The organism is Streptosporangium sp. NPDC050148, assembly GCF_055586505.1.
On sequence record NZ_JBVJIA010000013.1, the window covers coordinates 71,812 to 98,692 of the forward strand.

At 72.2% G+C, this 26,881-nt stretch carries 28 protein-coding genes; 8 read left to right on the forward strand and 20 right to left on the reverse strand.

The annotated features are described in order from the left end of the window. Positions 1–11 precede the first annotated feature (11 nt). The 7 genes from ACZ6RT_RS16810 to leuA all read right to left on the reverse strand — a co-directional run bounded on the left by ACZ6RT_RS16810 (position 12) and on the right by leuA (position 6,825). Positions 12–563: a hypothetical protein gene (locus tag ACZ6RT_RS16810; RefSeq protein WP_399191173.1), complete on the reverse strand. Its 552-nt coding sequence runs from the start codon at positions 561–563 to the stop codon at positions 12–14. A gap of 239 nt (positions 564–802) precedes the next feature. Continuing rightward, positions 803–2,086: an FAD-binding protein gene (locus tag ACZ6RT_RS16815; RefSeq protein ID WP_470154513.1), complete on the reverse strand. Its 1,284-nt coding sequence runs from the start codon at positions 2,084–2,086 to the stop codon at positions 803–805. A gap of 153 nt (positions 2,087–2,239) precedes the next feature. Then, positions 2,240–2,626, reverse strand: coding sequence for a TraR/DksA family transcriptional regulator (locus tag ACZ6RT_RS16820; protein WP_399191169.1), 387 nt, complete (start codon positions 2,624–2,626; stop codon positions 2,240–2,242). Between the two features lie 147 nt (positions 2,627–2,773). After that, positions 2,774–3,556, reverse strand: a complete 783-nt coding sequence (locus ACZ6RT_RS16825; protein ID WP_470154514.1) for a phosphotransferase enzyme family protein — start codon at positions 3,554–3,556, stop codon at positions 2,774–2,776. Between the two features lie 209 nt (positions 3,557–3,765). Next, positions 3,766–4,071, reverse strand: a complete 306-nt coding sequence (locus tag ACZ6RT_RS16830; protein ID WP_399191165.1) for an SSI family serine proteinase inhibitor — start codon at positions 4,069–4,071, stop codon at positions 3,766–3,768. A 226-nt stretch (positions 4,072–4,297) separates the two neighbouring features. Further along, positions 4,298–4,441 carry a hypothetical protein gene (locus ACZ6RT_RS16835; RefSeq protein WP_470154517.1) on the reverse strand — a complete coding sequence of 48 codons (144 nt, stop codon included), beginning with the start codon at positions 4,439–4,441 and terminating at the stop codon, positions 4,298–4,300. A 641-nt stretch (positions 4,442–5,082) separates the two neighbouring features. Beyond that, a complete protein-coding gene (leuA, locus tag ACZ6RT_RS16840; RefSeq protein ID WP_470154519.1) occupies positions 5,083–6,825 on the reverse strand; it encodes a 2-isopropylmalate synthase in 1,743 nt (580 codons plus the stop codon). A gap of 286 nt (positions 6,826–7,111) precedes the next feature. Here leuA and ACZ6RT_RS16845 point away from each other — a divergent pair, with 286 nt between their 5' ends. Continuing rightward, entirely contained in the window at positions 7,112–7,357 is a 246-nt protein-coding gene (locus tag ACZ6RT_RS16845; RefSeq protein ID WP_399191160.1) for a DUF2630 family protein, read from the forward strand. A gap of 187 nt (positions 7,358–7,544) precedes the next feature. Next, the gene (locus ACZ6RT_RS16850) at positions 7,545–8,972 is read left to right on the forward strand and encodes a pyridoxal phosphate-dependent decarboxylase family protein (RefSeq protein WP_470154521.1); all 1,428 of its coding nucleotides are present in this window, start codon (positions 7,545–7,547) and stop codon (positions 8,970–8,972) included. Here ACZ6RT_RS16850 and ACZ6RT_RS16855 read toward each other — a convergent pair. The 7 genes from ACZ6RT_RS16855 to urtA form a co-directional block, all read right to left on the reverse strand. Then, positions 8,950–9,969 carry a hypothetical protein gene (locus ACZ6RT_RS16855; protein ID WP_470154523.1) on the reverse strand — a complete coding sequence of 340 codons (1,020 nt, stop codon included), beginning with the start codon at positions 9,967–9,969 and terminating at the stop codon, positions 8,950–8,952. The two genes, ACZ6RT_RS16850 and ACZ6RT_RS16855, sit on opposite strands and share 23 nt — an antisense overlap. Further along, a complete protein-coding gene (locus tag ACZ6RT_RS16860; RefSeq protein WP_399191154.1) occupies positions 9,966–11,141 on the reverse strand; it encodes a transporter substrate-binding domain-containing protein in 1,176 nt (391 codons plus the stop codon). The genes ACZ6RT_RS16855 and ACZ6RT_RS16860 overlap by 4 nt, the downstream gene beginning before the upstream one ends. Before the next feature lie 213 nt (positions 11,142–11,354). Further along, on the reverse strand, positions 11,355–12,044 hold the full coding sequence (urtE, locus tag ACZ6RT_RS16865; protein ID WP_399191152.1) for an urea ABC transporter ATP-binding subunit UrtE: 690 nt from the start codon (positions 12,042–12,044) through the stop codon (positions 11,355–11,357). Next, a complete protein-coding gene (urtD, locus tag ACZ6RT_RS16870; RefSeq protein WP_399191279.1) occupies positions 12,022–12,771 on the reverse strand; it encodes an urea ABC transporter ATP-binding protein UrtD in 750 nt (249 codons plus the stop codon). The genes urtE and urtD overlap by 23 nt, the downstream gene beginning before the upstream one ends. Before the next feature lie 5 nt (positions 12,772–12,776). Beyond that, the gene (urtC, locus tag ACZ6RT_RS16875; RefSeq protein WP_470154525.1) at positions 12,777–13,883 is read right to left on the reverse strand and encodes an urea ABC transporter permease subunit UrtC; all 1,107 of its coding nucleotides are present in this window, start codon (positions 13,881–13,883) and stop codon (positions 12,777–12,779) included. Further along, positions 13,880–14,746 (reverse strand): urea ABC transporter permease subunit UrtB, encoded by an 867-nt coding sequence (gene urtB, locus ACZ6RT_RS16880; RefSeq protein ID WP_470154526.1) that lies wholly within the window; start codon positions 14,744–14,746, stop codon positions 13,880–13,882. Before urtB ends, urtC begins: the two co-directional genes overlap by 4 nt. Positions 14,747–14,862: 116 nt before the next feature. Next, on the reverse strand, positions 14,863–16,101 hold the full coding sequence (gene urtA / locus ACZ6RT_RS16885; protein WP_470154527.1) for an urea ABC transporter substrate-binding protein: 1,239 nt from the start codon (positions 16,099–16,101) through the stop codon (positions 14,863–14,865). A gap of 327 nt (positions 16,102–16,428) precedes the next feature. Between urtA and ACZ6RT_RS16890 the strand changes: the two genes are divergently transcribed. The 6 genes from ACZ6RT_RS16890 to ACZ6RT_RS16915 all read left to right on the forward strand — a co-directional run bounded on the left by ACZ6RT_RS16890 (position 16,429) and on the right by ACZ6RT_RS16915 (position 21,429). Next, positions 16,429–16,731 (forward strand): urease subunit gamma, encoded by a 303-nt coding sequence (locus ACZ6RT_RS16890; RefSeq protein WP_399191142.1) that lies wholly within the window; start codon positions 16,429–16,431, stop codon positions 16,729–16,731. A 106-nt stretch (positions 16,732–16,837) separates the two neighbouring features. Continuing rightward, entirely contained in the window at positions 16,838–17,164 is a 327-nt protein-coding gene (locus tag ACZ6RT_RS16895) for an urease subunit beta (RefSeq protein WP_399191140.1), read from the forward strand. Next, complete coding sequence (locus ACZ6RT_RS16900) at positions 17,154–18,869, forward strand: urease subunit alpha (protein ID WP_470154530.1); 1,716 nt, start codon at positions 17,154–17,156, stop codon at positions 18,867–18,869. The genes ACZ6RT_RS16895 and ACZ6RT_RS16900 overlap by 11 nt, the downstream gene beginning before the upstream one ends. 36 nt (positions 18,870–18,905) lie before the next feature. Further along, positions 18,906–19,757 carry an urease accessory protein UreF gene (locus tag ACZ6RT_RS16905; protein ID WP_470154531.1) on the forward strand — a complete coding sequence of 284 codons (852 nt, stop codon included), beginning with the start codon at positions 18,906–18,908 and terminating at the stop codon, positions 19,755–19,757. A gap of 27 nt (positions 19,758–19,784) precedes the next feature. Beyond that, the gene (gene ureG / locus ACZ6RT_RS16910) at positions 19,785–20,453 is read left to right on the forward strand and encodes an urease accessory protein UreG (protein WP_344904875.1); all 669 of its coding nucleotides are present in this window, start codon (positions 19,785–19,787) and stop codon (positions 20,451–20,453) included. Positions 20,454–20,712: 259 nt separating this feature from the next. After that, the gene (locus ACZ6RT_RS16915; RefSeq protein ID WP_399191134.1) at positions 20,713–21,429 is read left to right on the forward strand and encodes an urease accessory protein UreD; all 717 of its coding nucleotides are present in this window, start codon (positions 20,713–20,715) and stop codon (positions 21,427–21,429) included. Between the two features lie 145 nt (positions 21,430–21,574). Here ACZ6RT_RS16915 and era read toward each other — a convergent pair whose 3' ends face one another. The 6 genes from era to ACZ6RT_RS16945 form a co-directional block, all read right to left on the reverse strand. Beyond that, positions 21,575–22,495 carry a GTPase Era gene (gene era / locus ACZ6RT_RS16920; RefSeq protein ID WP_399191132.1) on the reverse strand — a complete coding sequence of 307 codons (921 nt, stop codon included), beginning with the start codon at positions 22,493–22,495 and terminating at the stop codon, positions 21,575–21,577. Between the two features lie 17 nt (positions 22,496–22,512). Continuing rightward, complete coding sequence (locus ACZ6RT_RS16925; protein ID WP_399191130.1) at positions 22,513–22,845, reverse strand: cytidine deaminase; 333 nt, start codon at positions 22,843–22,845, stop codon at positions 22,513–22,515. Between the two features lie 71 nt (positions 22,846–22,916). Beyond that, entirely contained in the window at positions 22,917–23,558 is a 642-nt protein-coding gene (locus tag ACZ6RT_RS16930; RefSeq protein WP_470154534.1) for a hypothetical protein, read from the reverse strand. 347 nt (positions 23,559–23,905) lie between these two features. After that, a complete protein-coding gene (locus ACZ6RT_RS16935; RefSeq protein ID WP_470154535.1) occupies positions 23,906–25,207 on the reverse strand; it encodes a hemolysin family protein in 1,302 nt (433 codons plus the stop codon). Then, positions 25,204–25,686: an rRNA maturation RNase YbeY gene (gene ybeY, locus ACZ6RT_RS16940; protein WP_399191124.1), complete on the reverse strand. Its 483-nt coding sequence runs from the start codon at positions 25,684–25,686 to the stop codon at positions 25,204–25,206. The genes ACZ6RT_RS16935 and ybeY overlap by 4 nt, the downstream gene beginning before the upstream one ends. A 55-nt stretch (positions 25,687–25,741) precedes the next feature. Beyond that, complete coding sequence (locus ACZ6RT_RS16945) at positions 25,742–26,806, reverse strand: PhoH family protein (RefSeq protein ID WP_399191122.1); 1,065 nt, start codon at positions 26,804–26,806, stop codon at positions 25,742–25,744. Between the last annotated feature and the right edge of the window lie 75 nt (positions 26,807–26,881).

Below are 26,881 nucleotides of genomic sequence, written 5' to 3' on the forward strand. Positions count from 1 at the left end.
GGCCCCTCGCCCTACTTGGTGAACGTCTTGCGTATGACACCCCGGAGGACCTCGCCGGGCCGCTGCTGCTCCCCGTGCAGGGAGGTCAGGACGAGAAGCGTCCCCGTGACGGCCGGGATGACCCACTGCATGACGCGCAGCTGCTGCTGTGCCTTGGCGACGTCCTGCGGGGTCTCCTTCTCGGGCTTGACCCCGCTCTCCGCCGGTACGTCGCCCGCGTTCTCCAGCTTGGTGCCGAGCGCCCCGCTGTAGGCGGTCGCGGCCAGCGCCGCGACGGTCAGTGCCCCCTTGACCGCGGTGCTCGCCCCCACCCCCTTCTGGTGCGCCACCCGGCTGCTGTTGGCCCCGAGCAGGCCGACGGCGCCGACCAGGTGCAGGCCGATTCCCAGTGCGTTCACCGGCTTCCACCGCATCCAGCCGGAGTTCGCCACCCGCAGCCGCTCGTTCCTGTCGCTGACCACACCGGAGGCGCCGTTGAGGCCCACCGCGCCCATCAGCGAGCCTCCGAACCAGGCGGCCAGTCCGACGTCGTGCATCGCCCGCACGACGGTATTGCGTTTCATGCGTTTCCCCCTCGTCACACGTGTTCGTTCGCGATCTCTATGGTGGATATCGCGCTGTTACCACCGTGATGGGAGTTAGCTACCCGAATCTGCTCATGCGATCCGCTGATGCGCCGATGCGCAGATCAAGGTTGTGGCTGTGACCGGTCAGGAACCGGTGAACCCGGTCGCCGGTCGACGGCTGCCGACCGGGGTGCCGGGCCGATCCCGCGGGGATCACCGCCTCCCGGCACCCTCCCTCAGGAGGGGACGTCCCCCGCGAAGAGGTGATCGTTCAGGAACGGGTTGCGGAACTTGCCCGCGGGGTCGAGGTCGGCGGCCAGCTTCCGGAAGTCGGGCAGCCGCTCGTACAGGGAGGCCAGACGGCCGGGGGGCGTGAGGAAGAGCTTGCCCCAGTGCGGGCGGGCCTCGAACGGCTCCAGCGCCTCCTCGACGACGGCGAGCACCCGGCGCACCGCGGGCCAGTCCTGCTTCCAGGTGAAGTGGACGGCGACGACCTCCCGTCCGTACGAGGGGCTCAGCCAGAGATCGTCGGCGGCGACGGTGCGGATCTCCGAGATCTGCAGGACGGGGGCCACCGTCTCCCTGATCCCGTCCAGCGCGCGCAGCGCGGCGAGCGCGTACCGGCGCGGCAGGAGGTACTCCGACTGGAGCTCCTCCCCGCTGCTCGGCGTGAACCCCAGGCGGAAGTGCGGCAGCCGGTCGTACCAGGGGCCGGGCACGCCCATCTGCGCGGTGCAGTTGACCGCGGACATGTCCGGCAGGGGGTGCCGGTCGGCCGGGGCGGCCACGGCGCCGAGCCAGCGCGGCGAGGGCTCCCACGACCCCGTCCCGCCGTCGCGCCGCTTCACCCAGACCTGGTCGATCACGCGGTCGTTCCACCCGGTGAACATGCTCACGCTGTACGCGGCCGAGGTGATCTCCTCGAAGTGCTCCTCCAGGGAGGCCCAGGGCAGGTTCTCGTAGACGTACTGCCGCACCTCGAAGGCGGGGACGACGTCGAGGACCACCCGGGTGACGACGCCCAGGGCGCCGAGCCCGACGACCGCGCCGGCGAAGCGGTCGCCGTCCCGCCGCCGGTCCAGAACGGTGATCTCACCGTCCGCGGTGACCAGTTCCAGGCCGGACACCGCCGTGGCCAGGTTGCCGTTGGCGTCACCGGAGCCGTGCGTGGCCGTGGCGCAGGCGCCGGCGACCGAGATGTGCGGCAGGGAGCCGAGGTTGTGCAGCGCGTACCCCTCGCCGTGCAGCCACCGGCTCAGCTCCCCGTACCGCACGCCGGCGCCGACCGTGACCGTGCCGCGTGCCGGGTCGAGTTCCGGGGTGCCGGGCAGGTCCTCCAGGGAGACGAGGTCCCCGCCGGGACGGTCGGCGATCTCGTTGAAGGAGTGCCGGGTGCCGAGCGCCCGGATCGCGTCGCTCGAGGCGACCAGCTCCTGGAGCCGCTCGACGGTCGCCGGGCGGTGGAACCGCGCCGCCCCGTAGGTGATGTTGCCCGCCCAGTTCGTCGGCCGCCCGGTCAAGATGTGCCCTCCCTACGACTCAGGCAAGGCTATGCGCCCCCGGCCGGTGCCGCGAGCGCGGGGGGGTGCCCCGGGAGGTGGTCCGGGAGTCCCCGGGACCCCGCGGCCCGCCTGACGTGCACGGGGCCCCCGGGCGCGTCTGCGAGGGGCCGGTCAGCGTCCGCGTCCCGCGCACCGGATGCAGGTGCGCGCGACCGGGCGGGCCCGCAGGCGCTCCGGCGCGATGGGCCGCCCGCAGCCGTCGCACACGCCGTAGGTGCCGCGGCGGAGCCGCTCGGTCATCTCGTCGAGCTCGCCGAGGTGGGCGTGGGCCCGGTCGAGCAGGGCCTGCAGGTGGGAGCGCTCGAAGGCTATCGTCGCCCCCTCGGGGTCGTGCTCGTCGTCGTTGGCCACCATCGCCGACGCGGCGACGAGATCGTCCCAGTCGCGGGTCAGCGCCGCGATCTGGGAGAGCGTGCTCTCCCGCTCGGCGGCCAGCAGCTCGCCCATGGCGGCCTGTTCCGCGGGCGACAGCGCGGCTTCGAAAGGAGGTTCGCCCATCGCCGTCCCGTCCCGTCCGATCCCGATGCGGATCCGATTCCCTGGGGAACCGGCCCGGCTCCGATGAAAAGCCGCTGACCTGCGGCTCCCTGCAGTTTACGAGGTTTCGAGGGACATCGCGGTCCACGGAACCGACATGGTCCGGGATCATCCGGGACCGAGCAGGCGGTCGAAGACGGCCCGCTGCTCGTCGAGGTAGGCGGCGTCCGCGAGGTACTGGACGTGGTGCCCGTCGGCCAGGTGGTCCGCGAAGGCCGCGTCACCGGCGTCGGCCCGGGCCCGCATGAAGTCCACCAGGGCGTGCAGGCGGGCGATGACGGTGTCGACCAGGCCGCCCCGGCCGGCCGCGTCGAGCCCGTAGCGGTCGCAGAACAGGCGTGCGCGGCGGGCCTGTTCCACCGCGGTGCCGAAGCCGTCGGTGTTGGCGGGCGCGGTGACGGGGGCCCAGCGGTAGACGGCGTAGGCGACGTCCCAGAGCCGGGGGCCGGGGTGGGCGGTGTCGAAGTCGATGATCCCGACCACCCTGTCGCCGTCGAGGACGCAGTTGTGCGGGGCGTAGTCGCCGTGGCAGACGACCTCGACGGGCGCGCGGGCGGGCAGCATCCAGCCGCCGGTCACGTCGCGGGCGTGATCCACGGTGGCGTCGTGGTAGGAGCGCAGCAGCTCGGCGGCGCTCTCCAGTGCCTCGGTGGACGCGGCCGCGGGGGTGACCGGGTAGTTGCTGACCTCACCCGGCAGGAAGTCGAGGATCTCGAAGCCGTCGTCGGTCACCCCGTGGACCGCGGGCGACGCGGTGAAGCCCCGCGCCCGCAGGTGCCGCAGGAGACCGTGGACCGCGGGTGACCACGGCCCGGTCGGACGGCGCACGGTCGTGCCGATCCTCACCACCTCGTTGACGCCACCGCCGGTCAGAACCTCCCGATCGGACATCCGCCGCCTTCCCCCGTGTTTCCTCGCTTTTCGCGTACACGGATGATTCTGCAGCAACCAGACCGATCACGCCGGGCACCCGCGGGCGCACCGGGCACCCGCGGGACCGCACGCGGCCGGCCCTTCGCAAAGAAGGCCGTCGCGGAGAAGGCCGTCGCGGAGAAGGGGAGTCCCGCCACCGCGACGGCCCGATCACCGGCGAGCCGGTGTCAGAAGGCGAAGACCGGTCCGGTCGCGGCGTACAGCTCGCACCGGTTGCTGAACGTCCTGGAGTAACGGACGTGGCGGCCGTTCCAGACGCCGGTCGCGGTCGCCGTCACGGCGTCGTAGTACTGCGGGCATCCCCGCCAGGGAAGCCGGATGAGGGCCGGGTCACCCTGGGCACGGCTCAGCACCCCGCACGCGTCGGCCGCGCGGGGATGCGTGCCGTAGATCGGCGCGCACCCGAGCCTGGCGCGTCGCGTCCTGCCCATCTCCGAGACGGTGAGCGCGAGCTCCCTCCGGTACGGTCCCACGATCGGCAGGTCACCCGGCGGGACGACGATGGGCGGGACGACGATGGGCGGAACCGGGCGCGGGGGCCACGGGTCGCGCGGAGGCCACGGCGACCACGGCGGCCTCGGGCGGGGCGGGGGCGGCTGGCCCCACGGTGGCCCGGGGTCGGGACGGGGCGGCCACGGAGGCGGGCCCGAGGTCGGCGGGACCGGCCGCACCCACGGCGGCTCCGTCGGACGCTCGGGGTCAGGACGCGGTGGCCAGGTCGGTGGGACCGGCCGCACCCAGGGCGGCTCCGACGTCGGAGGGCCGGGGTCCGGACGGGGCGGGCGGGGCGGCCACGGCGGCCACGGAGGCGGGCCCGAGGTCGGCGGGGTCGGCCGCACCCACGACGGCTCCGTCGGCCGCTCGGGGTCGGAAGGGGGCTGCCAGGACCGGTCGGGGGGCGGGGTCGGCCGGCCCCGGGACGGTTCGGACGGCGGCGGTTCGGGGGCGGGGCGTGGCGGCCACGGCAGGGGCGGCGGTGGGATCCGGACGGCCGGCAGGGCGGTGGCCCGGGCGAGCGGCGCGTCGCTCCCGTCGTCCGGTGGCCGCATGTCCGCGACGGCCGTACCGCCGGAGAGAAGGAGCCCGGCCGCGGCGGCCAGGCCAAGGATACGGTGCATAAGTTTCCCCGATAGATAGAAATATCGTAAATAACCGAAAATAAGGATTTCGGATTATTCGAGGGGAGTGACTTATGTCCTGAACTGCAATGATGCTATGACCGGGACCGGGGAATGTCCCGCAGCGACTCACCACGGGATGCCACGGCCGGTCGGCCCTCGGGGGCGCGGACGATTCACCGGGGAAAGGCCTCGCCGACGGTCTCCGGCCGGCCGTCCTTTCGGCGGGGAGAACCCTCGCAGGCCCCCGCCCTCGCACCGCGGGAGGGACCCGCCGCACGGGTGGGACCGTGAACGCGGGGCGTGTGACCGCCCCGCGCCCGGATCACACGGATCGGCGCCCGGTGCCCCCGCCCCGTGCCCGGATCACACGGATCGGCCGGTGACCTCGCCCCGCCCGCGACCGGCGCGGTTGACCGCGGAGATGACGGCCTTGAGCGCGGCGGCCGTGGTGTTCACGTCGATGCCGGCGCCCCAGAGGGTCTGGCCGCCGATCTCGCACTCGACGTAGGAGGCGGCCTTGGCGTCGGTGCCGGAGCTCATGGCGTGCTCGGCGTAGTCCAGGACGCGTACGCCGATGCCGATCGTGGACAACGCGTCGCAGAACGCGGAGATCGGGCCGTTGCCGACCCCCTCGATCTCGAGGATCTCACCGTCCACGCGCAGGTCGGCGCCGATGGCGTCCTTCCCGTCGCCCCGGGAGGCGGTGCGGTGGGCCAGCAGGCCCAGACGACCCCAGGAGGCGGCCGGGTTGGGCAGGTACTCGTCGGTGAAGACCTCCCACATCTGCGCCGCGTTCACCTCGCCGCCGAGCGCGTCGGTGCGGGCCTGCACGGCGCGGGAGAACTCGATCTGCAGGCGGCGCGGCAGGTCCAGGTGGTGGTCGGCCTTCATGATGTAGGCGACCCCGCCCTTGCCCGACTGGCTGTTGACCCGGATGACCGCCTCGTAGGTGCGGCCGATGTCCTTGGGGTCGATCGGCAGGTACGGGACGGCCCAGGCGAACTCCTCGACCGGCACCCCCGCCGCGGCCGCGTCGCGCTCCAGGTGCTCGAAGCCCTTCTTGATGGCGTCCTGGTGGGAGCCGGAGAAGGCGGTGTAGACCAGCTCGCCGCCCCAGGGGTGGCGCGGGTGGACCGGCAGCTGGTTGCAGTACTCGGTGACCCGGCGGACCTCGTCGATGTCGGAGAGGTCGATCTCCGGGTCCACGCCCTGGGAGAACAGGTTCATGCCCAGCGTGACCAGGCAGACGTTGCCGGTGCGCTCGCCGTTGCCGAACAGGCAGCCCTCGATCCGGTCGGCCCCGGCCATGTAGCCCAGCTCGGCGGCGGCGACGGCGGTGCCGCGGTCGTTGTGGGGGTGCAGGGAGAGCACGATCGAGTCGCGGTAGGCCAGGTTGCGGTGCATCCACTCGATCTGGTCGGCGTAGACGTTGGGCGTGGCCATCTCGACGGTCGCGGGCAGGTTGACGATCACCTTGCGGTCGGGCGTGGGCTGCCAGACGTCGTTGACCGCGTCGCAGACCTCCACGGCGTACTCCAGCTCGGTGCCGGTGAAGGACTCCGGGGAGTACTGGAAGTAGATCTCCGTGTCCTCCATGTCGTCGGCCAGCTTCTTGCAGAGCCTGGCGCCCTCGACCGCGATCGCGGTGATGCCCTCGCGGTCCTGGCCGAAGACGACCCGGCGCTGCAGGGTGGAGGTGGAGTTGTACAGGTGGACGATGGCCTGCCGGGCCCCGCGTACCGACTCGAAGGTCCGCTCGATCAGCTCGGGCCTGGCCTGGGTCAGGACCTGGATCACCACGTCGTCGGGGATCAGGTCCTCTTCGATGATCTGCCGTACGAAGTCGAAGTCGGTCTGGGAGGCGGCGGGGAAGCCGACCTCGATCTCCTTGTAGCCCATCTTCACCAGCAGCTGGAACATCTTGAGCTTGCGCTGGGGGTCCATGGGGTCGATCAGCGCCTGGTTGCCGTCACGCAGGTCGACGGCGCACCAGCGCGGGGCCCGGTCGATGACCTTGTCGGGCCAGGTGCGGTCGGTCAACCGGATCGGTTCGAAAGGCCGGTAGCGACCGAACGGCATGGGACTGGGCTGCTGCTGCGGGTACATGCAAGGCTCCTCGACTGGGAAAACAATCGTGGCCGACGCGCATGGCTCGCTCCGCGACGAGGGAGCCGGCCCCTACAGGCCCTCGTCGCGGCAGCTAAGAAGCAGGCCGCGCAGCATGCACAGCACGTTAGCAGACTGTCCGGAATGCGGGGGCCTTGGTCTCAGCAGGCGGGACGCCGGATTCCGCTCGCACCGCCGTACCCGCCGGGACCTGCGACGATACGGCCTTTTCCTGATCGGATACAGTCCGAAGGGACGTCGACAGGGACAGTACGGGGGTACGGCCATGAAGGACGGCGACATTCTCGCCCACATCAACGAGCTCATCGCCGAGGAGAAGGAGCTTCGCGAGAGGCTCTCCGCGCACTCGATCTCCTCGGGCGAGGAGAACACCCGGATCAGGCACCTGGAGGAGGCCCTCGACCAGGCGTGGGACCTGCTCAGACAGCGCCGGGCGCGCCGCGAGTTCGGCGAGGACCCCGACTCCGCGGCCCCCCGCCCGATCGACGAGGTCGAGGACTACCGTCAGTGACCCGACCGCGGCCCGCGGACGGCCTGATCACGGACTGCGGACCACCGGCCCGCGAGCCGATCACGACCGACGGACGCCCGGCACGCGGTGGCCGGCCCGGCCCCGGCCGGGCCGGAGCGGCCCTGTACGGTTCCGCGGTGTGGAACGAGAACTGGCGGGCCGGGGACGGACGTGCTCATCCTTGGGGATGAGCGACCCTTTGCACGAGCGTGACCAGGCGGCGGCCGCGCTGGAGGCGGTGGCCCTGGCCGCCGGACCCTATCTCGACTCCCTGGACGACCGTCCCGTCCACGACCACGGGGCCGACGATCTCATAGAGCTGCTCGACCATCCCCTCCCCGAGCACGGCGAGGGCACCATGGACACCGTCCGGCGGCTGCTGCACGTCGGCACCGGCGCGGCCACGCATTCCTCGGGCCCGCGGTTCTTCCACTTCATCGTCGGAGGCTCGACCCCGGCGGCCCAGGCGGGCGACTGGACGACCTCGCTGCTGGACCAGGCCGGGGGGCTCTGGCTGACCTCGCCGTTCGCCACCCGCGCGGAGACCGTCGTCCTGGGATGGCTGAAGGACCTGTTCGGGCTGCCCGCCTCGTACGGCGGGGTGCTGACCCCCAGCGCCACGTTCGCCAACCTCACCGGCCTGGCCTGCGCCCGGCAGTGGTGGGGGGAGCGGCACGGCGCCGACGTGGGGGCCGACGGGCTGGCGGGGCTGCCGAGGATGCCCGTGCTGGCCGGGGGGTACCTGCACCCCAGCAGCCGCAAGGCGCTGCAGATCCTCGGCTGCGGGCGCGACGCCGCGCGGATCCTGGCCGCGGACGAGACGGGACGGGTCGACCTGGCGGCCATGGACCGGGCGCTCGGCGAGATCGACGGCCCCGCGGTGATCATCGCGAACGCGGGCGAGGTGAACGCCGGGGACTTCGACCCCATCGACGACATGGCCGACCTGGCCGAGCGGCACGGCGCCTGGCTGCACGTGGACGGGGCCTTCGGGCTGTTCGCCGCGGCCTCCCCGCGCCTGTCGCACCTGGTCAGGGGGGTGGAGCGGGCCCACTCGGTCACCTCGGACGGGCACAAGTGGCTGAACGTGCCCTACGAGAGCGGCTTCGCCTTCGTCCGCGAGCCGGAGCTGATGGCCAGGTCGTTCGGCGCGTGGGGCGCCGCCTACCTGCCCCCCGGTGACGATCCGCACGTCAACTACAACGTGCTGGGCCCGGAGTCCTCCCGGCGGGCGAGGGCGCTGCCCATCTGGGCGACCCTGCGGGCGTACGGCAGGCAGGGGTACCGGCAGATGGTCGAGCGCCATCACGACCTGGCCCTGCGCCTCGGTGACGTCGTGGAGAAGGCCGACGATCTCGAACTGCTGGCTCCGGTACGGCTGAGCGTGGTCTGCTTCCGCTACCGGCCGCCGGGCGTCGGCGAGGAGGAGCTGGACGCGCTGAACGCGTGGATCGGCGCGGAACTGCTCGCCGACGGCCGCGTCTACGCCGGGACCACCACCTACCGGGGGGTCAAGGCGCTGCGACCGGCCATCTTCAACTGGCGGACCACCGAGGCCGACGTGGACCTGCTGGCCTCGATCGTCCGGGAGATCATCGAGCGCCGCCCGGCCTGATCCTCTCGCCGTCCGGGGCCGGGCGGCCCTGGCAGCGCGGGTCGTCCGGGGTCCGGACGGAGGCCGGGGCCAGCCAGGAGATCATGCTCTGCTCGACGTACCAGCCGTACAGGTTCACCCACGTCCTGGGCACCTCCCCCGGGTCGGGGCAGAGCACCTTCGAGCGCAGCCGGTCGTTGCGGATGAAACTGACCGCGCCGTCGCGGCCCAGCACGGTGGACATCTGGTCGTCGGTGGCGACCAGATGTCCCACCACCACCTCGGTGGTGCCGCCCTCGTCGAACTGCACGGCGACCAGCGGGAGGATCGGCGCCCGCATCACGACCACCCCGACCAGGAGCGGCGTGAACACCGCCGTCGCGATCGCGATGCCGTGGGTCAGCACCCTGGCGGGCGCCGCGGGCACCGGGCCGGTCAGCAGCGCCGCCAGCCCCGGCGGGAGCGTCAGCAGCAGCGCGGTCGCCACGTCCCGCTGGGCGAACGCGGCGACGATGGCCGGCCAGAGCAGCACGTACGACAGCACGCCCGCGATCACCGGGAGGCCGTAGCAGACCGCGGTGCGCAGCCCGTCGTGGCCGGGGAGGCGGTCGCGCACGGTCACGCCCGCGAGGGCGAGCGAGAGCATCATCAGGGTCGGCAGGAAACGCAGCTGCCAGGTGCACACGCCCACCACGACGGTCAGGACCACCACCCAGCCGGGCAGCCGCCGCGCCGCGTGCACCAGCCACGAGGAGCGGCCCGTGCTGATCCAGTAGAGGGTGCCGAGCAACCGGCCGCCGACGCAGGCGACGGGCAGCACCCACAGCGTGGTCAGCAGGACCGCGCTCAGCAGTCCCAGCGGGCTGATGGTCTGCACGAGCAGCAGCAGCGTCTGGGTGTCCTGCCTGCTGGCGTACCAGAGCCGCATCACCAGCAGGACGATCGGGAAGACCGGCAGCAGCGTGAGGAACCACTCCTGGTTCCTCGGCGCGTCCCCGACCCGTGCCTCGTTCTTCAACGGGACGGGCAGTCCTGGACGGGCAGGGACCGCTCCCAGGGCCAGCGGCGCACCGGCGGGGGCAGCGCGCACGGCTGCTCGGCCTGGGCCACGTTCACCCGGGGGCTGGCCGACAGCAGCGGGTCGATGTGGTCGCGGTACGCGTTCTCCCAGCGGTGGTCCTGCGGGTCGGCGTAGGAGCGGTACAGCGCGAGATCGACCAGGGTGCGCAGGGCCGCGTTGGACCCGGCGTTGACCGCCCACATCTCGGTCTTCTCCAGCGCGATGTCGTGGTGGCGCAGCTTCCCGCCGGAGCGGGCGACGAACCCGGCCAGCAGGGCCGCGTCGGTGGTCACCGCGTCGAAGTCGCCGTCCAGCAGGCCGCTCACGCAGTCGCTGATCAGGTTCTTGCCGGTGACGTCGGCCCTCGTCGCCCTGGCCAGCTCGCTCTCGGAGGTCGAGGTGCCGAGCGTGCAGACCTTCTTGCCCCCCAGCTGGCCCAGGGAGGTGATCGAGCCGGGGTACTCGGTCCTGGTCACCACCGACTGCTCGGTGAACAGGTACGGGGTGGAGAAGCCGACCGAGGGGTCGGCCTTGCGGGAGGGGGTCACGCTGAAGGTCGCGACCACCAGGTCGACCTTGACGAACCGGCCGTCGTCGTCCAGGGCCTGCATGCGCGCCCTGTCCTCGGTCTCGATCGCCAGGAACTCGACCTGGGCCGGCAGGTAGCCCAGGTCGGCCGCGATCATGTAGGCGATGTCGATGTCGAAGCCCTTGAAGGTGCGCCTTCCGGTCTGCTCCTGCAGGGCGATGCCGGGGGTGTCGACCTTCACGCCGACCCGGAGCCTGTCCCGGTCGAACAGGCCCGCCTTCTCGCGCAGCTCGGCCTCGGTGGGAGGGCCGTTCACCCAGGCGACGGACGCGGCGACCACGGCGGCGGCGAGCACCACCGCGATCCAGGCGATCATGCGGAAACGCCGGAACCGCCGGACCCGGGGAGGTCCCGGCGGAGGCCCGGCGTACCCCTCCGCGGAGGCGCCGGGGTCGTCCGGATCGCCGGGGCCACCGGGCCCGCCGGAGGCCGCGTGATCATCGGGGTCACCGGGCCCGCCGGGGACGCCCCCGGCGAGACGGTCGTCGTCACCGGCGTGAACGGCGCCGTCCCGGTCGTGCCGCTCCGCGGGGGGCCGCATCCCCCGCGGCCGCTCTCCCCCGTCCGCAGGTCTCTCCGCCATCACACCCCCGGACTCCCTTTTTCCGAGTAGGTTATGCCGCCGTCATGCGCGGCGGGCGTACCTTCACCAAGAAGAGATCAAACGCCTTTCTTCCGGAAGGGGGCCCGGCGGGAAATCCCCGGTGGGGCCGGGGAAATCCCCGGCCGGGGGTCATGGGGAAAAGGACGGGGTTCAGACGGCGAGAAGGCGGTGAATTCCCTCCTCGCGCAGATCCGCGGCCGCTCCGGAATGGACGACGTGCCCGGCGTCGAGAATGACGAACCGGTCGGCCAGCCGCAGCGCCAGGTCCAGGTACTGCTCGACCAGCAGCACCGACAGCCCCGTCGCGTGCAGCCGTTCGATCGCCTCCTCGATCTCGATGACGATCGACGGCTGGATGCCCTCGGTGGGCTCGTCCAGGATGAGCAGCTTCGGCCGGGTGACCAGGGCCCTGGCGATGGCGAGCTGCTGCTGCTGGCCGCCGGACAGGAACCCGGCGCGCCGCTTGAGCAGCGGCTTGAGCCGGGGGAAGGTCTCCAGTGCCTCCTCCAGCGCCTCCCTGGGCCCCCTGGCGGCCTCCAGCGTCACCTGGAGGTTCCCGAGCACGCTGAGCTGCGGGAAGGTCTCGTGGCCCTGGGGGACGTACGCCATGCCCAGGCGCACCCGCTCGTGCGGCGGCAGGCGCGTCACGTCGCGGCCGTCGAGGACGACCGTGCCCGCGGTGGCGGGCAGCACGCCCGTCACGGTGTTGAGCAGGGTGGTCTTGCCCACCCCGTTGCGGCCCATCACGCACATCAGCTGCCCGGGTTCGACCTCCAGGGACACCCCGAACAGCACCCGGGCCCTGCCGTACCCGGCGTCAAGTTCCCGTACCGACAGCATCGCTCCGCCTCCTTCCGAGGTAGACCTCCTGCACGCGCGGATCGTCGCGGACCTGGTCCACCGACCCCTCGATCAGCACCCTGCCCTCGTGCAGGACCGTGACCTGCGAGGCGTACCTGCGCAGGAACTCCATGTCGTGCTCGATCACGATCACCGTGTGGTCGCGCGCCACGGACGTCAGGAGCTCGCCGGTGCGCTCCCGCTCGTCCTTGGACATCCCGGCCACCGGCTCGTCCAGCAGCAGCAGCTTGGGCCGCTGGGTGAGCAGCATGCCGATCTCCAGCCACTGCCGCTGCCCGTGGGATAGCACCCCGGCCGGGCGTCCGGCCAGGTCCTTCAGCCCGGTGGTCTCCAGCGCCTCGGCGACGGCGTCGGAGGTGCCGCGCCTGCGGCGGGCCAGCGACCACAGCGGGCGGCGGAAGGAGGCGGCCAGGTCGAGGTTCTCCTCCACGGTGAGCTCCTCGAAGACCACCGAGGTCTGGAAGGTCCGCCCGACGCCGAGCCGGACGATCCTGTGCTCGCGCAGGCCGGCCAGGTCGCGGCCGTCGAAGAGGACCTCGCCGGTGGTGGGACGGGTCAGGCCGGTGATCACGTCGATGAGCGTGGTCTTGCCGGCCCCGTTGGGACCGATCAGGAAGCGCAGCTCGCCCTCCCGCACGGTCAGGTCGACGCCGTCGACGGCCCGGAAGCCGTCGAAGACCACGCTCAGCCCGCGTACTTCTAACATCGGGCTCATCGGACCTCCTCCATGACCCTGTCACCGGAGGCGTCCACGGGCGGGACCTCCGGGGACGGCGGGCGCTTCGACCGGCGGGCCAGGGCGTCGCGGGCCGAGGACGCCAGGCCCCAGATCCCCCTCGGCGCCAGCGTCATGACCAGGATGAACAGCGCGCCCTGCAGGTAGAGCCAGCCGTCGGCGAACTGCTCGCTGAAGGTCGTCTTGGCGTACCCCATGACGACCGCGCCGAGGACCGCCCCGGCCAGCGCGTACCTGCCGCCCACCGCGACGGCGACGACGAGCTCCAGGGAGGGCACCACGCCCAGCAGCGCGGGCGAGATGATCCCGACGACCGGCACGAACAGGGCCCCGGCGAGCCCGGCCATGCCCGCCGACAGCGCGAAGACGACGGTCTTGACCCGGGCCGGGTCGTAGCCGAGGAACCTGACGCGGTCCTCGCCGTCCCTGATCGCGACGAGCAGCCGCCCGAAGCGGCTGTTGGTCAGGTGGCGGGCGCCCAGGTAGAGCAGGCCGGTGACGACCGCGACCACGATGTACAGCCCGCGCTGGGTGGAGTCGGCGGCCAGGTCCTGGCCGAACAGGTCGTAGAAGTTGGTCAGGCCGTTGGTGCCGCCGGTCAGGCCCTGCCGGCCGATGAGCAGGATGACGAACGCGGCGGCGAGCGCCTGGGTGAGGATCGCGAAGTAGGCGCCGCGCACCCGCTGGCGGAAGACCAGCAGGCCCAGCACGGTGGCGATCAGCATGGGCCCGAGCACGACCATGGCCAGCGCGAACACCGGGTTCGTGAACGGCCTCCACAGGGCGGGGAGCTGCTCGACGCCGCTCCAGACCATGAAGTCGGGCAGGTCGCCCCGGGCGTCCACGAGCTTCAGGTGCATGCCCATGGCGTAGCCGCCGAGGCCGAAGAACACGCCCTGGCCCAGGACGAGCATGCCGCCCTGTCCCCAGGCCAGGCCGATGCCCAGGGCGACGATCGCGAAGCAGAGGTACTTGGCCAGCAGGCCGAGGCGGAAGGGTTCCAGCAGGAGCGGCGCGACGACCAGGGCGGCCACGGCCACCGCCGCGAAGACCCCCGGCCCCCTGAGGCGTGCGAGATTCACGTGAGTGCCCTCGATCGGAGTACGAACAGGCCCTGCGGCCTGAACTGGAGGAAGGCGATGACGGCGGCGAACACGATGACCTTCGCCAGGCTGGCGTCGGTCCAGAACTCGGCGTAGGAGTTGAGCAGCCCGAGCCCGGCGGCGGCGATCACGGCGCCGCGGAGCCGGCCGAGCCCTCCGGCGACGACCACCAGGAAGGCGTCGACGATGTAGTAGGTGCCCAGGGCGGGCCCGACCGGGCCGATGAGCGTGAGGGCCACCCCGGCGACCCCGGCCAGGCCGGAGCCGATGAAGAACGTGCGCTGGTCCACGTGGGCGGTGTCGATGCCGCTGACCGCGGCGAGCTGCCGGTTCTGCATCACGGCCTGCATCCGGCGGCCCTGGCCGGTGCGGCTCATGTACGCCCAGACGCCGACCACGGTGGCGATCGCCAGGCCGAAGATGAACAGCCGGTTGTAGGGCAGGGAGGCGATGCCGCCCTGCAGCCAGGCGGGCGCCTGGACCTGCACGTTGGGCGCCCCGAACAGGTCGCGGGCGAGTTGCTGGAGCACCAGGCTGACGCCCCAGGTGAGCAGCAGGGTGTCGAGCGGGCGGCCGTAGAAGTGCCGGATCGCGAGCCGCTCCAGGAGGAGTCCCATCAGCCCGGCCACCAGGAAGGCGACGGGCAGTGCGACGATCACGGCCATCCGGCCGGTGAGGTCCTGGAGCAGGTAGGCGGTGTACGCCCCGGCCATGATGAACTCGCCGTGGGCCATGTTGATCACGCCCATCTGGCCGAACGTGAACGTCAGGCCGATGGCGATGAGGAGCAGCACGGCGCCGATGGACAGGCCGATCGGGAGCTGGTTGAGAAACGCCTCCACCGGAGGTCCCCTTCCTGCGGGTCTCTGGCTCCGGGCCGGGCCGCGCCGCGGTGTGGGCGCGTCACGGTGCCGTCCGTGATCTGGTCACGGCCCGGTCCGGAGCCGGTCTGTGGGGATCAGCCGTCGGCCAGGCCGCTCGCCCAGGGGTAGCCCTTGAGGTAGGGGTCGGGCTTGATCGGCTCACCGGAGTTCCAGACCTCCTTGATGAGGCCGTCGGGCTGGATCACCCCGATGCGGGCGGTCTTGTACATGTGCTGGTTCTCGCCGTCGATGGTGACCAGGCCCTCGGGGCGCTCCAGGGCGATGCCCCCGGCGGCCTTCCTGACGGCCTCGACCTCGACGGTCCCGGCCTTCTTCGCGGCCTCGGCCCACAGGTAGACGGCGTTGTAGCCGGCCTCCATCGGGTCGGAGGTGACCTTGTCGGCGCCGTACTTGGCCTTGAAGGCGGCGACGAACTTCTCGTTCGCCGGGGTCTCGGTGGTCTGGTAGTAGTTCCAGGCGACCGGGTGGCCGGCGATGTTGTCGACGCCGATGCCCTTGACCTCCTCCTCGGCGACGCTCACCGAGAGCACGGGCATGTCCTTCGCGGTGACCCCGGCGCTGGCGAGCTGCTTGAAGAAGGCGACGTTGCTGTCGCCGTTGAGGGTGTTGAAGACGGCGTCGGGCCTGGCCTGGACGACCTTGTTGGTCAGCGTGCTGTACTCGGTGTGGCCCAGCGGGGTGTACTCCTCGCCGAGGACCTCCATGCCGTTCGCGGCCGCGTACGCCTTGATGATCTTGTTGGCGGTGCGCGGGAAGACGTAGTCGCTGCCGACCAGGAAGATCTTCTTCTTGCCCTGCTCCTTGAGGTAGTCCAGGCCCGGGATGATCTGCTGGTTGGTGGTGGCCCCGGTGTAGAAGATGTAGGGCGAGCTCTCCAGGCCCTCGTACTGCACCGGGTACCACAGCAGGGCCTTGCTCCGCTCGAAGACCGGGAGCATCGCCTTGCGGCTGGCCGAGGTCCACCCGCCGAAGGTGGTGGCGACCTTGTCCTGGCGGATGAGCTTGGTGGCCTTCTCCGCGAAGGTGGGCCAGTCGGAGGCGCCGTCCTCCACCACCGGGATCAGCTTCTTGCCGAGCACTCCCCCGGCGGCGTTGATCTCCTCGACGGCGAGCAGCTCGGCGTCCCTGACCGTCACCTCGCTGATGGCCATGGTGCCGCTCAGCGAGTGCAGGATGCCGACCTTGATGCCGTCCGCGTCGCCGCCTCCGACGGAGGCGGCGTTCCTGTCCGCGGGGGCCTCACCGCCGCAGGCGGTCAGGGCTGTGGCCAGCGCGGCGACGAGCGCCGCGGAACGCCATGCTGTGTTCCTCATTGACTTTCCTCCTTGGCCGGTACGGCCCCCGCACCGATCTATCTGCCGCCAAGGTGACGGAGTGAGGTTTCCCGGTGAGTTCGCGGTTGTTAATTGCGGATGGCCGGGATTTCACCGGCGTGACAGGAGATGGCGGCGCGGAATTCACCCCGCCCGTTCCGCCGGTTCCGCCGTTTCGTGATATCTACGTCGACAGATGCGGCGAGCCCTTCCGCGGAGGGGTCCCGGAAGGCGGTTCCCCCCGGTTCGGGAGGGTCGCGGCACCTGGAAACCGGCACGACATCGACGTGCAACACCATGGAAACCGCCGGTTCCTATGGTCCGGGAATGCGGCTCACACCACACGAGCAGGAACGCCTGCTCATCCACGTCGCCGCCGGGGTCGCCCGCGACCGCAGGTCACGTGGTCTCCGGCTCAACCATCCCGAGGCCACGGCGATCATCGCGTCCTTCCTGATGGAGGGGGCGAGGGACGGGCGCAGCGTCGCCGAGCTGATGGAGGCGGGACGCACGGTGCTCTCCCGTGACGACGTCATGGAGGGGGTGCCCGAGATGCTGCCGTCGGTGCAGATCGAGGCCACCTTCCCCGACGGCACCAAGCTCGTCACCGTCCACCGGCCGATCCCGTGAACACCGGCCGTCCCGCGGACGCGGGCCACCCGGTGGACGCGGCCGTGAACGCCGGCGATCACCCGAGCGCCGGCCGACCCCGCGACCCGAGGAGCGGTGAGCCCCGATGACACCCGGCGAGATCCTGTACGGCGACGCGCCCGTCCCGCTCAACCCGGGACGCGAGCGGATCGTCGTCCGCGTCGTCAACACCGCCGACCGGCCCGTCCAGGTCGGCTCGCACTACCACTTCGCCGCGTGCAACCCCGGCCTGGAGTTCGACCGCCGGGCGGCCTGGGGCACCCGGCTGGACGTACCGGCCGGGACCGCGGTGCGTTTCGAGCCCGGCGTGGAGCGCGACGTGACCCTGGTGCCGATCGGCGGGTCGCGGATCGTCCCCGGCCTCCGCCCCGAGTGGGCCGGACCTCTCGACGGGAGCCCCCGTGTTCATTGACCGATCCCGCTACGCCGCGCTCTACGGCCCCACCGTCGGGGACCGGATCAGGCTGGCCGACACCGACCTGCTCGTCGAGGTCACCGAGGACCTGTCGACGGGCCCGGCCGGGGCGGGCGACGAGGCCGTCTTCGGCGGCGGCAAGGTGATCCGGGAGTCGATGGGACAGGCCAGGACCACCAGGGCGGAGGGCTCCCCCGACCTGGTGATCACCGGCGCGGTGATCCTGGACCACTGGGGCGTGGTCAAGGCCGACATCGGGATCAGGGACGGGCGGATCGTCGCCCTCGGCAAGGCCGGGAACCCCGACACCATGGACGGCGTCCACCCCGACCTGGTCATCGGCCCCTCGACGGAGATCCTCGCGGGCAACGGGAAGATCGTGACCGCCGGGGCGATCGACTCCCACGTCCACCTGATCTGCCCGCAGATCCTCGACGAGGCCCTCGCCGCGGGGGTCACGACCATCGTGGGCGGCGGCACCGGACCCGCCGAGGGCACCAAGGCCACCACCGTCACCGGCACCTGGTACCTGGCCCGGATGCTGGAGTCGCTCGACTCCTACCCGATCAACGTCGCGCTCCTGGGCAAGGGCAACACGGTCAGCGGCGAGGGACTGCTCGAACAGCTCCGCGCCGGGGCGTCGGGCTTCAAGCTGCACGAGGACTGGGGCACCACCCCGGCCGCCATCGACGCCTGCCTGTCGGTCGCCGACGCCACCGGCACCCAGGTCACGATCCACACCGACACCCTCAACGAGGCCGGGTTCGTGGAGTCGACGCTGGCCGCCATCGGGGACCGGACGATCCACGCGTACCACACCGAGGGCGCCGGGGGCGGTCACGCGCCGGACATCATCCGGGTCGCCTCCTACGGCAACATCCTGCCGTCCTCGACGAACCCGACCCGCCCGCACACCGTCAACACGCTCGACGAGCACCTCGACATGCTGATGGTCTGCCACCACCTCAACCCGTCCATCCCCGAGGACCTGGCCTTCGCCGAGTCCCGGATCCGGCCCTCCACGATGGCCGCCGAGGACGTCCTGCACGACATGGGCGCGATCTCGATGATCGGCTCGGACTCGCAGGCGATGGGCCGGGTGGGCGAGACGATCATCCGGACCTGGCAGACCGCGCACGTGATGAAGCGCCGCCGGGGCGCGCTGCCCGGCGACGGCCCCGCCGACAACCTCCGCGCCCGCCGCTACGTGGCCAAGTACACGATCTGCCCGGCCGTGGCCCACGGCCTGGACGACGAGGTCGGCTCGGTGGAGCCGGGCAAGCTGGCCGACCTGGTGCTGTGGGACGCGGCGTTCTTCGGCGTCAAGCCGGACCTGGTGGTCAAGGGCGGGGTCATCGCCTACGCGCAGATGGGCGACGCCAACGCCTCCATCCCGACCCCGCAGCCGGTGATGCCGCGCCCGATGTTCGGCGCGGCCCCGGTCACCGCAGCGGCCACGTCGGTCCACTTCGTCGCCCCGCTGGCCATCGAGGACGGCCTCGCCGACCGCCTGGCCGTGCGCAGGCGCCTGCTGCCGGTGGCCGACGTGCGCCGCCGGGGCAAGGAGAGCATGCCGCTCAACGACGCCATGCCCAGGATCGAGGTGGACCCCGACACCTTCGCGGTCAGCGTCGACGGGGACCTGGTCGAACCCGCCCCGGCGGAGACCCTGCCGATGACCCAGCGCTACTTCCTGTTCTGACCGCACCACCCGTCACGTCGAAGGAGGACCCGGAGCATGAACGCCGCCCTGCTGCTCCTGGCCGACTCCCGGCTGCCCGCGGGAGGTCACGGGCACTCGGGAGGGGTGGAGGAGGCGGTCAGGATCGGCGCGGTCGGGGACCTGCCCGGCCTGGCCGCCTTCCTGCGGGGCCGCCTGGCCACCGCGGGCCTGGTGACGGCCGCCCTGGCCGCCGCGGCCTGCGAGTTCGCCGCCCACCTGGCCTCGGGCCCCGCGGACGCCGCGCGTCCGGACGGCGTTCCTCCCGATGCCGCGCACCTCCCTCCCGACGCCGCGCACCTCGCCGCCGATCCCCCGGGCGCCGCTTCCGGCGCGCCCGCGGCGGACGGTGCCGGGTGGACGCGGCTGGACGCCGAGGCCGACGCCAGGATCTCCTCGCCCGCCCAGCGGGAGGCGAGCCGCACCCAGGGCAGGCTGCTGCTGCGGACCTCCCGGAGGATCTGGCCGTCACCGGTGCTCGACGCGCAGGCCGGGGCCGTACCCCGGGGCGTCCACCACCCCCTCGCGCTCGGCGCGGTGGCGGCGGTGGCCGGATGCTCCCCGGCCGAGGCCGCCCTGGCGGCGGCGTACACCTCGGTCACCGCGCCCGCCACCGCGGCGGTCCGGCTGCTGGGCCTCGACCCGGTGGCCGTCCACCGGCTGCTCGCCGACCTCGCCCCCGCCCTGGAACGGGTCGCGGCCACCGTCACCCCGGGTCCCCGCAACCCCTGTGACCCCTGTGACCCCCGCGACCCCCGTGCCCGCCACGGCCCGGAGGGCTGGGAGGCGTTGCCCGCGCACGCCGCCCCGGTCCTCGACCTGCTCGCCGAACGCCATGTCCGCGCGGATCTACGGCTTTTCGTCTCCTGACGACCATCTGGAAGGACGGTGACCCCCGTGGGCGCCAACCATGACGACCATCACCACGCGGCCGACCCGCACGGCCGCGCCCTGCGCCTGGGGATCGGGGGCCCGGTCGGCAGCGGCAAGACCGCGCTGACCGCGGCGCTGTGCCGCACCCTCGGCCCGGCCATGCGCCTGGGCGTGGTGACCAACGACATCTACACCACCGAGGACGCCGACTTCCTGCGCAGGGCCGGGGTGCTCGACCCGGAACGGATCGCCGCCGTGCAGACGGGCTGCTGCCCGCACACCGCGATCCGCGACGACATCGCGGCCAACCTCGACGCGGTGGAGACCCTGGAGGAGCGCTTCGGCCCGCTGGACCTGGTGATCGTGGAGAGCGGCGGCGACAACCTCACGGCCACCTTCAGCCGGGGCCTGGCCGACCGGCAGATCTTCGTGCTGGACGTGTCCGGTGGCGACAAGGTCCCCCGCAAGGGCGGTCCCGGCGTGACCACGGCCGACCTGCTGGTGGTCAACAAGACCGATCTGGCCCCCATGGTCGGCGCCGACCTCACGGTCATGTCACGCGACGCGGCGGCCGTACGGGAGGGCAGGCCCGTACTGTTCACCTCGATCCGGGAGGATCCGAACGCGTACGCGGTCTCCGAGTGGGTCAGCGGCCTCGTCGAGTCCTGGGCCCACGAGCACTCGCACGCCTGATCCCGTGTCCGCCCTCGACCCCGGCTCCCTCACCTTCCGCGTCCCGTCCTCCGCGACGCTCCCCACGCCCGGCCGCACCCCCGGCCGGGTCCCCGACCCCGGCCCCGGCCGCGCCCCCGCCCCGCAGAGCCCCGCCGCGCAAACCCCTCCCGCGCAAGGTCCTCTTTCGCAGGGTCTTCTTTCGCAGGGTCCCCCTTCGCCGGGTCCTGCCGCGCAGGGCCCTCACCCTCCGGTGGCCGGGCGGCCGGGACGGCGGTCGATGAGGGCGCGCGCGGCGATCGTCACCGCCCGGGACACCGGCGGCCGGACCGTCCTTGCGACCATGCGGTCCAGCCCGCCGATCACGGTACGGAGCACCGCGCCGGGCCGGGTCCACCTGGTCTCCACCGCGGCGGGCCCGCTGGGCGGGGACGACCTGGCCCTCGACATCGAGGTCGCGCCGGGCACCGCGCTGGAGGTGCGGTCGGTGGCGAGCACGCTGGTGCTGCCCGGCTCCACGGACGCCGAGTCCGTGACGACGGTCACCGCCCGGGTCGGCGCCGGTGCCCGCCTGCTGTTCGCGCCCGAGCCGACGGTTCTCGCCGCGGGCTGCCGGCACCGCCTGGTCGTCCGGCTGGAGCTGGCCGAGGACGCCCGGGTGCACTGGCGCGAGGAGATCGTCTTCGGCCGGTACGGCGAGCGGCCCGGCCGCTGTCACTCGCGCTTCGACGCCGTCCTCGGCGGGGTTCCGCTGCTCCGGCAGGAGTTCGTGGTGGGCGACCCGGAGATCGACGGCAGTTCCGCCGTCTACGGCGACGCCCGGTGCGTGGGGAGCACCCTGATCACCGGCAGGGCACCGGAGGCCGTGACCGGGGACGGCTGGGCCGTCCTCCCGCTGGCCGGTCCCGGCACCCTGGTCTCCGCCCTGGGCCGGGACGCGGTCGAGCTGCGACGGCGGCTGGAGGAGGGAGAGGGGAAGGTCAACGGCCACGGCTGAGCGTGGCGGCCCGCGCCTCGAAACGACGTTCGGGGACGGCACCCGGCGTACGGCACGACGGCCCGGCGCCCGGAGACCGCGGCCCGCGCCGTGAGACGGCGGCCGGTGCCCGCCGGGACGGCGCCCGGGGACGATGCCCGGTCCGTCAGTCGTAGAAGCCCAGGCGGCGGAGCTGCTTGGGGTCGCGCTGCCAGTCCTTGGCGACGCTGATCCGCAGGTCGAGGTAGACGCGGGTGCCCAGAAGCGCCTCGATCTGCGTCCGGGCACGGCTGCCGACGTCCTTGAGCCGTGACCCCTTGTGCCCGATCACGATGGCCTTCTGGGACGGCCGCTCGACGAACATGTGGGCGTAGATGTCCAGCAGGTCGTCACGCCCCTCCCTGGGCAGCATCTCGTCGACGACGACCGCGATCGAGTGCGGCAGCTCGTCGCGGACGCCCTCCAGCGCCGCCTCCCGGATCAGCTCGCCCACCAGGACCTGCTCGGGTTCGTCGGTGAGCTGCCCGCCCTCGTACAGGGGCGGGCTCTGCGGCAGACGCCGGACCAGCACGTCGGCCAGCACGTCGAGCTGCTCGCCGGAGCGCCCGGAGACCGGGACGATGTCGTCGAAGTCGGCGAGCCCGGAGACCGCGAGCAGCTGCTCGGCGATCTGTTCCCGGGTCGCCAGGTCGCACTTGGTGACCACGGCGACCACCGGGGTCTTCTTGATGCCCGCGAGCTTCTCCGCGATGAACCGGTCCCCCTTGCCGACGGGCTCGTTGGCGGGCACGCAGAAGCCGATCACGTCGACCTCGGTGAGGGTGGACAGCACCAGGCTGTCCAGCCGCTCGCCCAGGAGCGTGCGGGGCCGGTGCAGGCCCGGCGTGTCGACGATGATGAGCTGGGAGTCGGGGCGGTGCACGATGCCGCGGATGGCCCGGCGGGTCGTCTGGGGCTTGGAGGAGGTGATCGCCACCTTCGTGCCGACCAACGCGTTCATCAGCGTGGACTTGCCGACGTTGGGCCGGCCGACGAAGCAGGCGAAACCGGCATGGAAATCAACAGCTGAGGAACTCACGTCAACCATTGTCCCCGATGCCGGACTCAGCTCTGACGCGGCGTTCCGTCCAGGCCGGCCACCAGCACGGTCCGGCCGCCGAGCTCGCGGACCACCCGGCCGTCGGCCTCGGAGGGCCCCTCGCCCGCGGTGACCAGGGCTGCGGCCTCCAGCGACTCCGCCCCGCTGGACACCGCCATCGCCACGGCGACCTGGAGCGCCGACAGCGTCAGCGACGGCAGCGCCACGTTGGTCGCCGCGTAGGTCCTGCCGGTCTCGTCCCGTACGGCCGCGCCCTCGGCGGCGCCGTTACGGGCGCGGGCGGAACGGGCCAGCACGATGATCTTGTTGTCCTCGGGGTCGAGGGTCGCGTCGCTCACGGCACAAGGGTATTCAGCCCCCGGCGTCCGGGCGACACGGGACCGCCCCGGCCCCGTCGCGACCACCGGGATCAGGCGGCGACCTCGTCGACCAGCAGGCCGGCCAGCTCGCGGGTGCGCGCGGCGTCGACGTCCCGGACCCCGGCGTGCACCAGGGAGACCAGCGTGCGACCGCTGACCGCGAAGACCAGGTGGATCTCGTACGGGTAACCGTTCAGCCTGCCGCTCAGCCTCCTGGCCTGGATCTCGCCGTCGACCCCCTCCAGGTCCAGGCCGGAGACGCGCAGGGCGGTGCTCCTGCCCGCCATCCGGGCGCGCGCCACCGGGCAGCCGGCCAGCGCGTCGGTGAGCGCGTCGAAGTGGCTCGCGGCGTCGTCGCCCCCGTAGGAGGCCAGCGCGAACCCGGCCAGCTCCCCGAGCCCGTCCCCCTGGTAGGCCACGGCCGCACGCGCCCCGAGCGCCCGCTCCGGCGGCCTTCCCGCGGCGGCGTCGAGGACGAGGCGGCAGTCCTCGTCGAGCGGCCGGAACGGGGCCTGCCAGCCGTCACGCGGGCGGGTCGAGAACCCCTCCGGCAGGTCCCTGGCCTCGTCGAGCAGCGCCCGCAGCCGCCTCAGCTCCACGGCGCCGTCCGCGGCGCCCTCCTGTGATCCGGCGCAGCCGGCCGTCACCCCGCCGACGAGCCCGTACAGGACCGCGAAAACCGCGATGCGCATCCCCCGCGTCATGACCGTTCCCCCGAATGTCATGTGCGGAGTGTCTCCGTCCCCGCCGACTGGCTTCCTTCCCCGTCGGCAAAAGCGGCAATCCTTAGGAAACACCTAAGGGTGTCCTCAACCGTATTTCACGGTCGAGAACACCCTCAAGCGAGCCGCGCAGAGCAGCCTCGGAGCACTGCGCGACTCTTCTCCCCCGGGGCCGTCCTCGACGCCGCGAACCCCTCCGGGCACCGGGACGTCCCCCCGCCGACTCCCGCGCGACCGGGTGCCGTGTGAGAAGCATCCCGCGCGCGACTTGCAGAACGGTTGTCGGTGACTTGAGAGTGCGGCCGGCGCGCGGACCGTCACTGGTCGGCGGGTGCCGGGACCGCCTCGTCCTCCGCGGGCACGAACCTGGTCACCAGGACCGTGCCGATCCGGTTGCGCCGTCCGGCCAGGCTCTCGGCCGTCAGGCTGAGCCCCCCGACCACGGCCTGGGAACCGGCGATCGGCACCCTGCCCAGGGCGTGGGCCAGCAGGCCGCCGACGGTCTCGACGTCGTCGACCTCCAGCTCGATGCCGAACAGGTCCTCCAGGTCGCCGACCGGGAGCCTGGCGGTCACCCGCACCGCCCCGTCCTCCAGCGGCTCGACCCGGGGGGCCTCCTGGTCGTACTCGTCGGCGATCTCCCCGACGATCTCCTCCAGGATGTCCTCGATGGTGACCAGACCGGCCGTGCCGCCGTACTCGTCGATGACGATGGCCTGGTGGATCTGCCGCGCCTGCATCTCGCGCAGCAGCTGGTCGATCGGCTTGCTCTCCGGCACGTAGGTGGCCGGGCGCATCAGCGACTCCACCGGTTCGGCGCGGCCCTCGTCGCCGGTGTCCTGCACCCGGCGCGCGATGTCCTTGAGGTAGGCGATGCCGATGACGTCGTCCTCGTTCTCGCCGACCACCGGGATCCGGGAGAAGCCGCTGCGCAGGGCGAGCGAGAGCGCCTGGTTCAGCGTCTTGCCGCGCTCGATGAACACCATGTCGGTACGGGGCACCATGACCTCGCGGACCAGGGTGTCCCCGAGCTCGAAGACCGAGTGGATCATCTCCCGCTCGTCGGGCTCGATGACCCTGCGCTCCTCGGCCAGGTCGACCAGGTCGCGCAGCTCGGCCTCGGAGGTGAAGGGCCCCTCGCGGAAGCCCTTGCCGGGCGTCACCGCGTTGCCGAGCAGGATCAGCAGCTTGGGCAGGGGACCGAAGATCCGGGTCAGCCCGTACACCAGGGGCGCGCTGGCGAGCGCGATCGGCTCGGCGTGCTGGCGGCCCAGCGTGCGGGGCGAGACCCCGACGATCACGTAGCTGACGACGATCATGACGGCCGCGGCCGCGGTGTAGGCCCAGCCCTGGTCGCCGAGCCAGTCGATGAAGAGCAGCGTGGCGATCACCGTGGCGATCAGCTCGCAGCTCAGCCGGAGCAGCAGCAGCAGGTTCAGGTAGCGCGGCGGGTCGGCGACGATGGCCTGCAGGCGCACCGCGCCCCGCCGGCCCTCGCGGACGAACTCCTCCGCGCGGACCCGTGAGATGCGGGTCAGGGCCGTCTCCGCGCTGGCGATCAGCCCGCCGACCACGACGAGCAGGATCGCCGAGAACAACCACCCGTTGGCGAGGTTCACCGCTGGGTGCGCACCTCCCGCCATGACTCCAGAAGCTCTCCCTGCAGGGAGAACATCTCCTTGTGCTCCTCGGGCTCGGCGTGGTCGTAACCGAGCAGGTGCAGGATGCCGTGCGTGCACAGCAGCTCCAGCTCGGCCTCGGTACCGTGACCGGCCTCGGCCGCCTGCTTGGCGGCCACCTGCGGGCAGAGCACCACGTCGCCCAGGAGCGCCGGGTCGGTGGGCGCGTCGCCCTCCTGCCGGGCGCCCGCGCCCGGGCCGGGGCGCAGCTCGTCCATCGGGAAGGCGAGCACGTCCGTGGGCCCCGGCTCGCCCATCCACTGCTCGTGCAGCACGGACATGGCCTCCTCGTCGACCACCAGGATCGACAGCTCGGCCAGCGGGTTGATGCCCATCCGCTCCAGCACGTACCCGGCCAGCGAGACGATGCCGCCCTCGTCGATCTCGACGCCGGACTCGTTGTTGACCTCGACGCTCATCGGCCGTCTCCCGCTGCCCGGCCGCCGCGCCCCCCGGGGACGGGCGCGAGCGCCCTCATGTCCTCTCCCGGGGACGCTGCTTGCCGGCCATTCCCTTGATCTGCGGCGCGCTCTGGCGCTGCGCCTCGTCGTAGCGCCCGTAGGCGTCCACGATGTCGCCCACCAGCTTGTGCCGCACCACGTCGGCGCTGGTCAGGCGGGAGAAGTGGATGTCGTGGACGCCGTCGAGGATGTCCTGGACGACCCGCAGGCCGCTCTGCGTGCCCCCGGGAAGGTCGACCTGGGTGACGTCGCCGGTGACGACGATCTTCGAGTTGAAGCCGAGCCGGGTCAGGAACATCTTCATCTGCTCCGGCGAGGTGTTCTGCGCCTCGTCCAGGATGATGTAGGCGTCGTTGAGCGTACGGCCGCGCATGTAGGCCAGGGGCGCGACCTCGATCGTGCCCGCGGCCATCAGCCGGGGGATCGAGTCGGGGTCGAGCATGTCGTGCAGCGCGTCGTACAGCGGCCGGAGGTAGGGGTCGATCTTCTCGTAGAGCGTGCCGGGCAGGAAGCCCAGCCGCTCGCCCGCCTCCACCGCGGGACGGGTGAGGATGATCCGGTTGACCTTCTTCTCCTGGAGGGCCCTCACGGCCTTCGCCATGGCGAGGTAGGTCTTGCCGGTGCCCGCCGGGCCGATCCCGAAGACGATGGTGTACTTGTCGATCGCGTCGACGTAGCGCTTCTGGTTCACGGTCTTCGGGCGGATGGTCCGGCCCCGCGAGGAGATGATGTCCAGCGAGAGCACCTCGGCGGGACGGTCGGAGGTCATCCGCAGCATGGCGATGCTGCGCTCGACCGCGTCCGCCGTCAGCTGCGCGCCTCCCCGGACGAGCTCGGACATCTCCTCGAAGAGCCGCACCACGGTGCTGCTCTCCTCGGGGCTTCCGGTGATCGTGATCTCGTTGCCCCGGACGTGGACGTCGGCGCGGAAGGCGCCCTCGATGACGCGCAACAGCTCGTCGCGCGAGCCCAGCAGGCTGACCATCGACTGATCGTCCGGAATCACCACCTTCGCCTGGGTGCGGCCGGAGCCCCTGGACTTGGACGGCGTTCTGCTGGAATCGTTTGTCTCGGACATGAGCGGGCCTTACGGCCTGTTCGCCTCCAGATATAGGCGCGGAACTTCACCGCCATGGTATCCGCCATCGCGGCG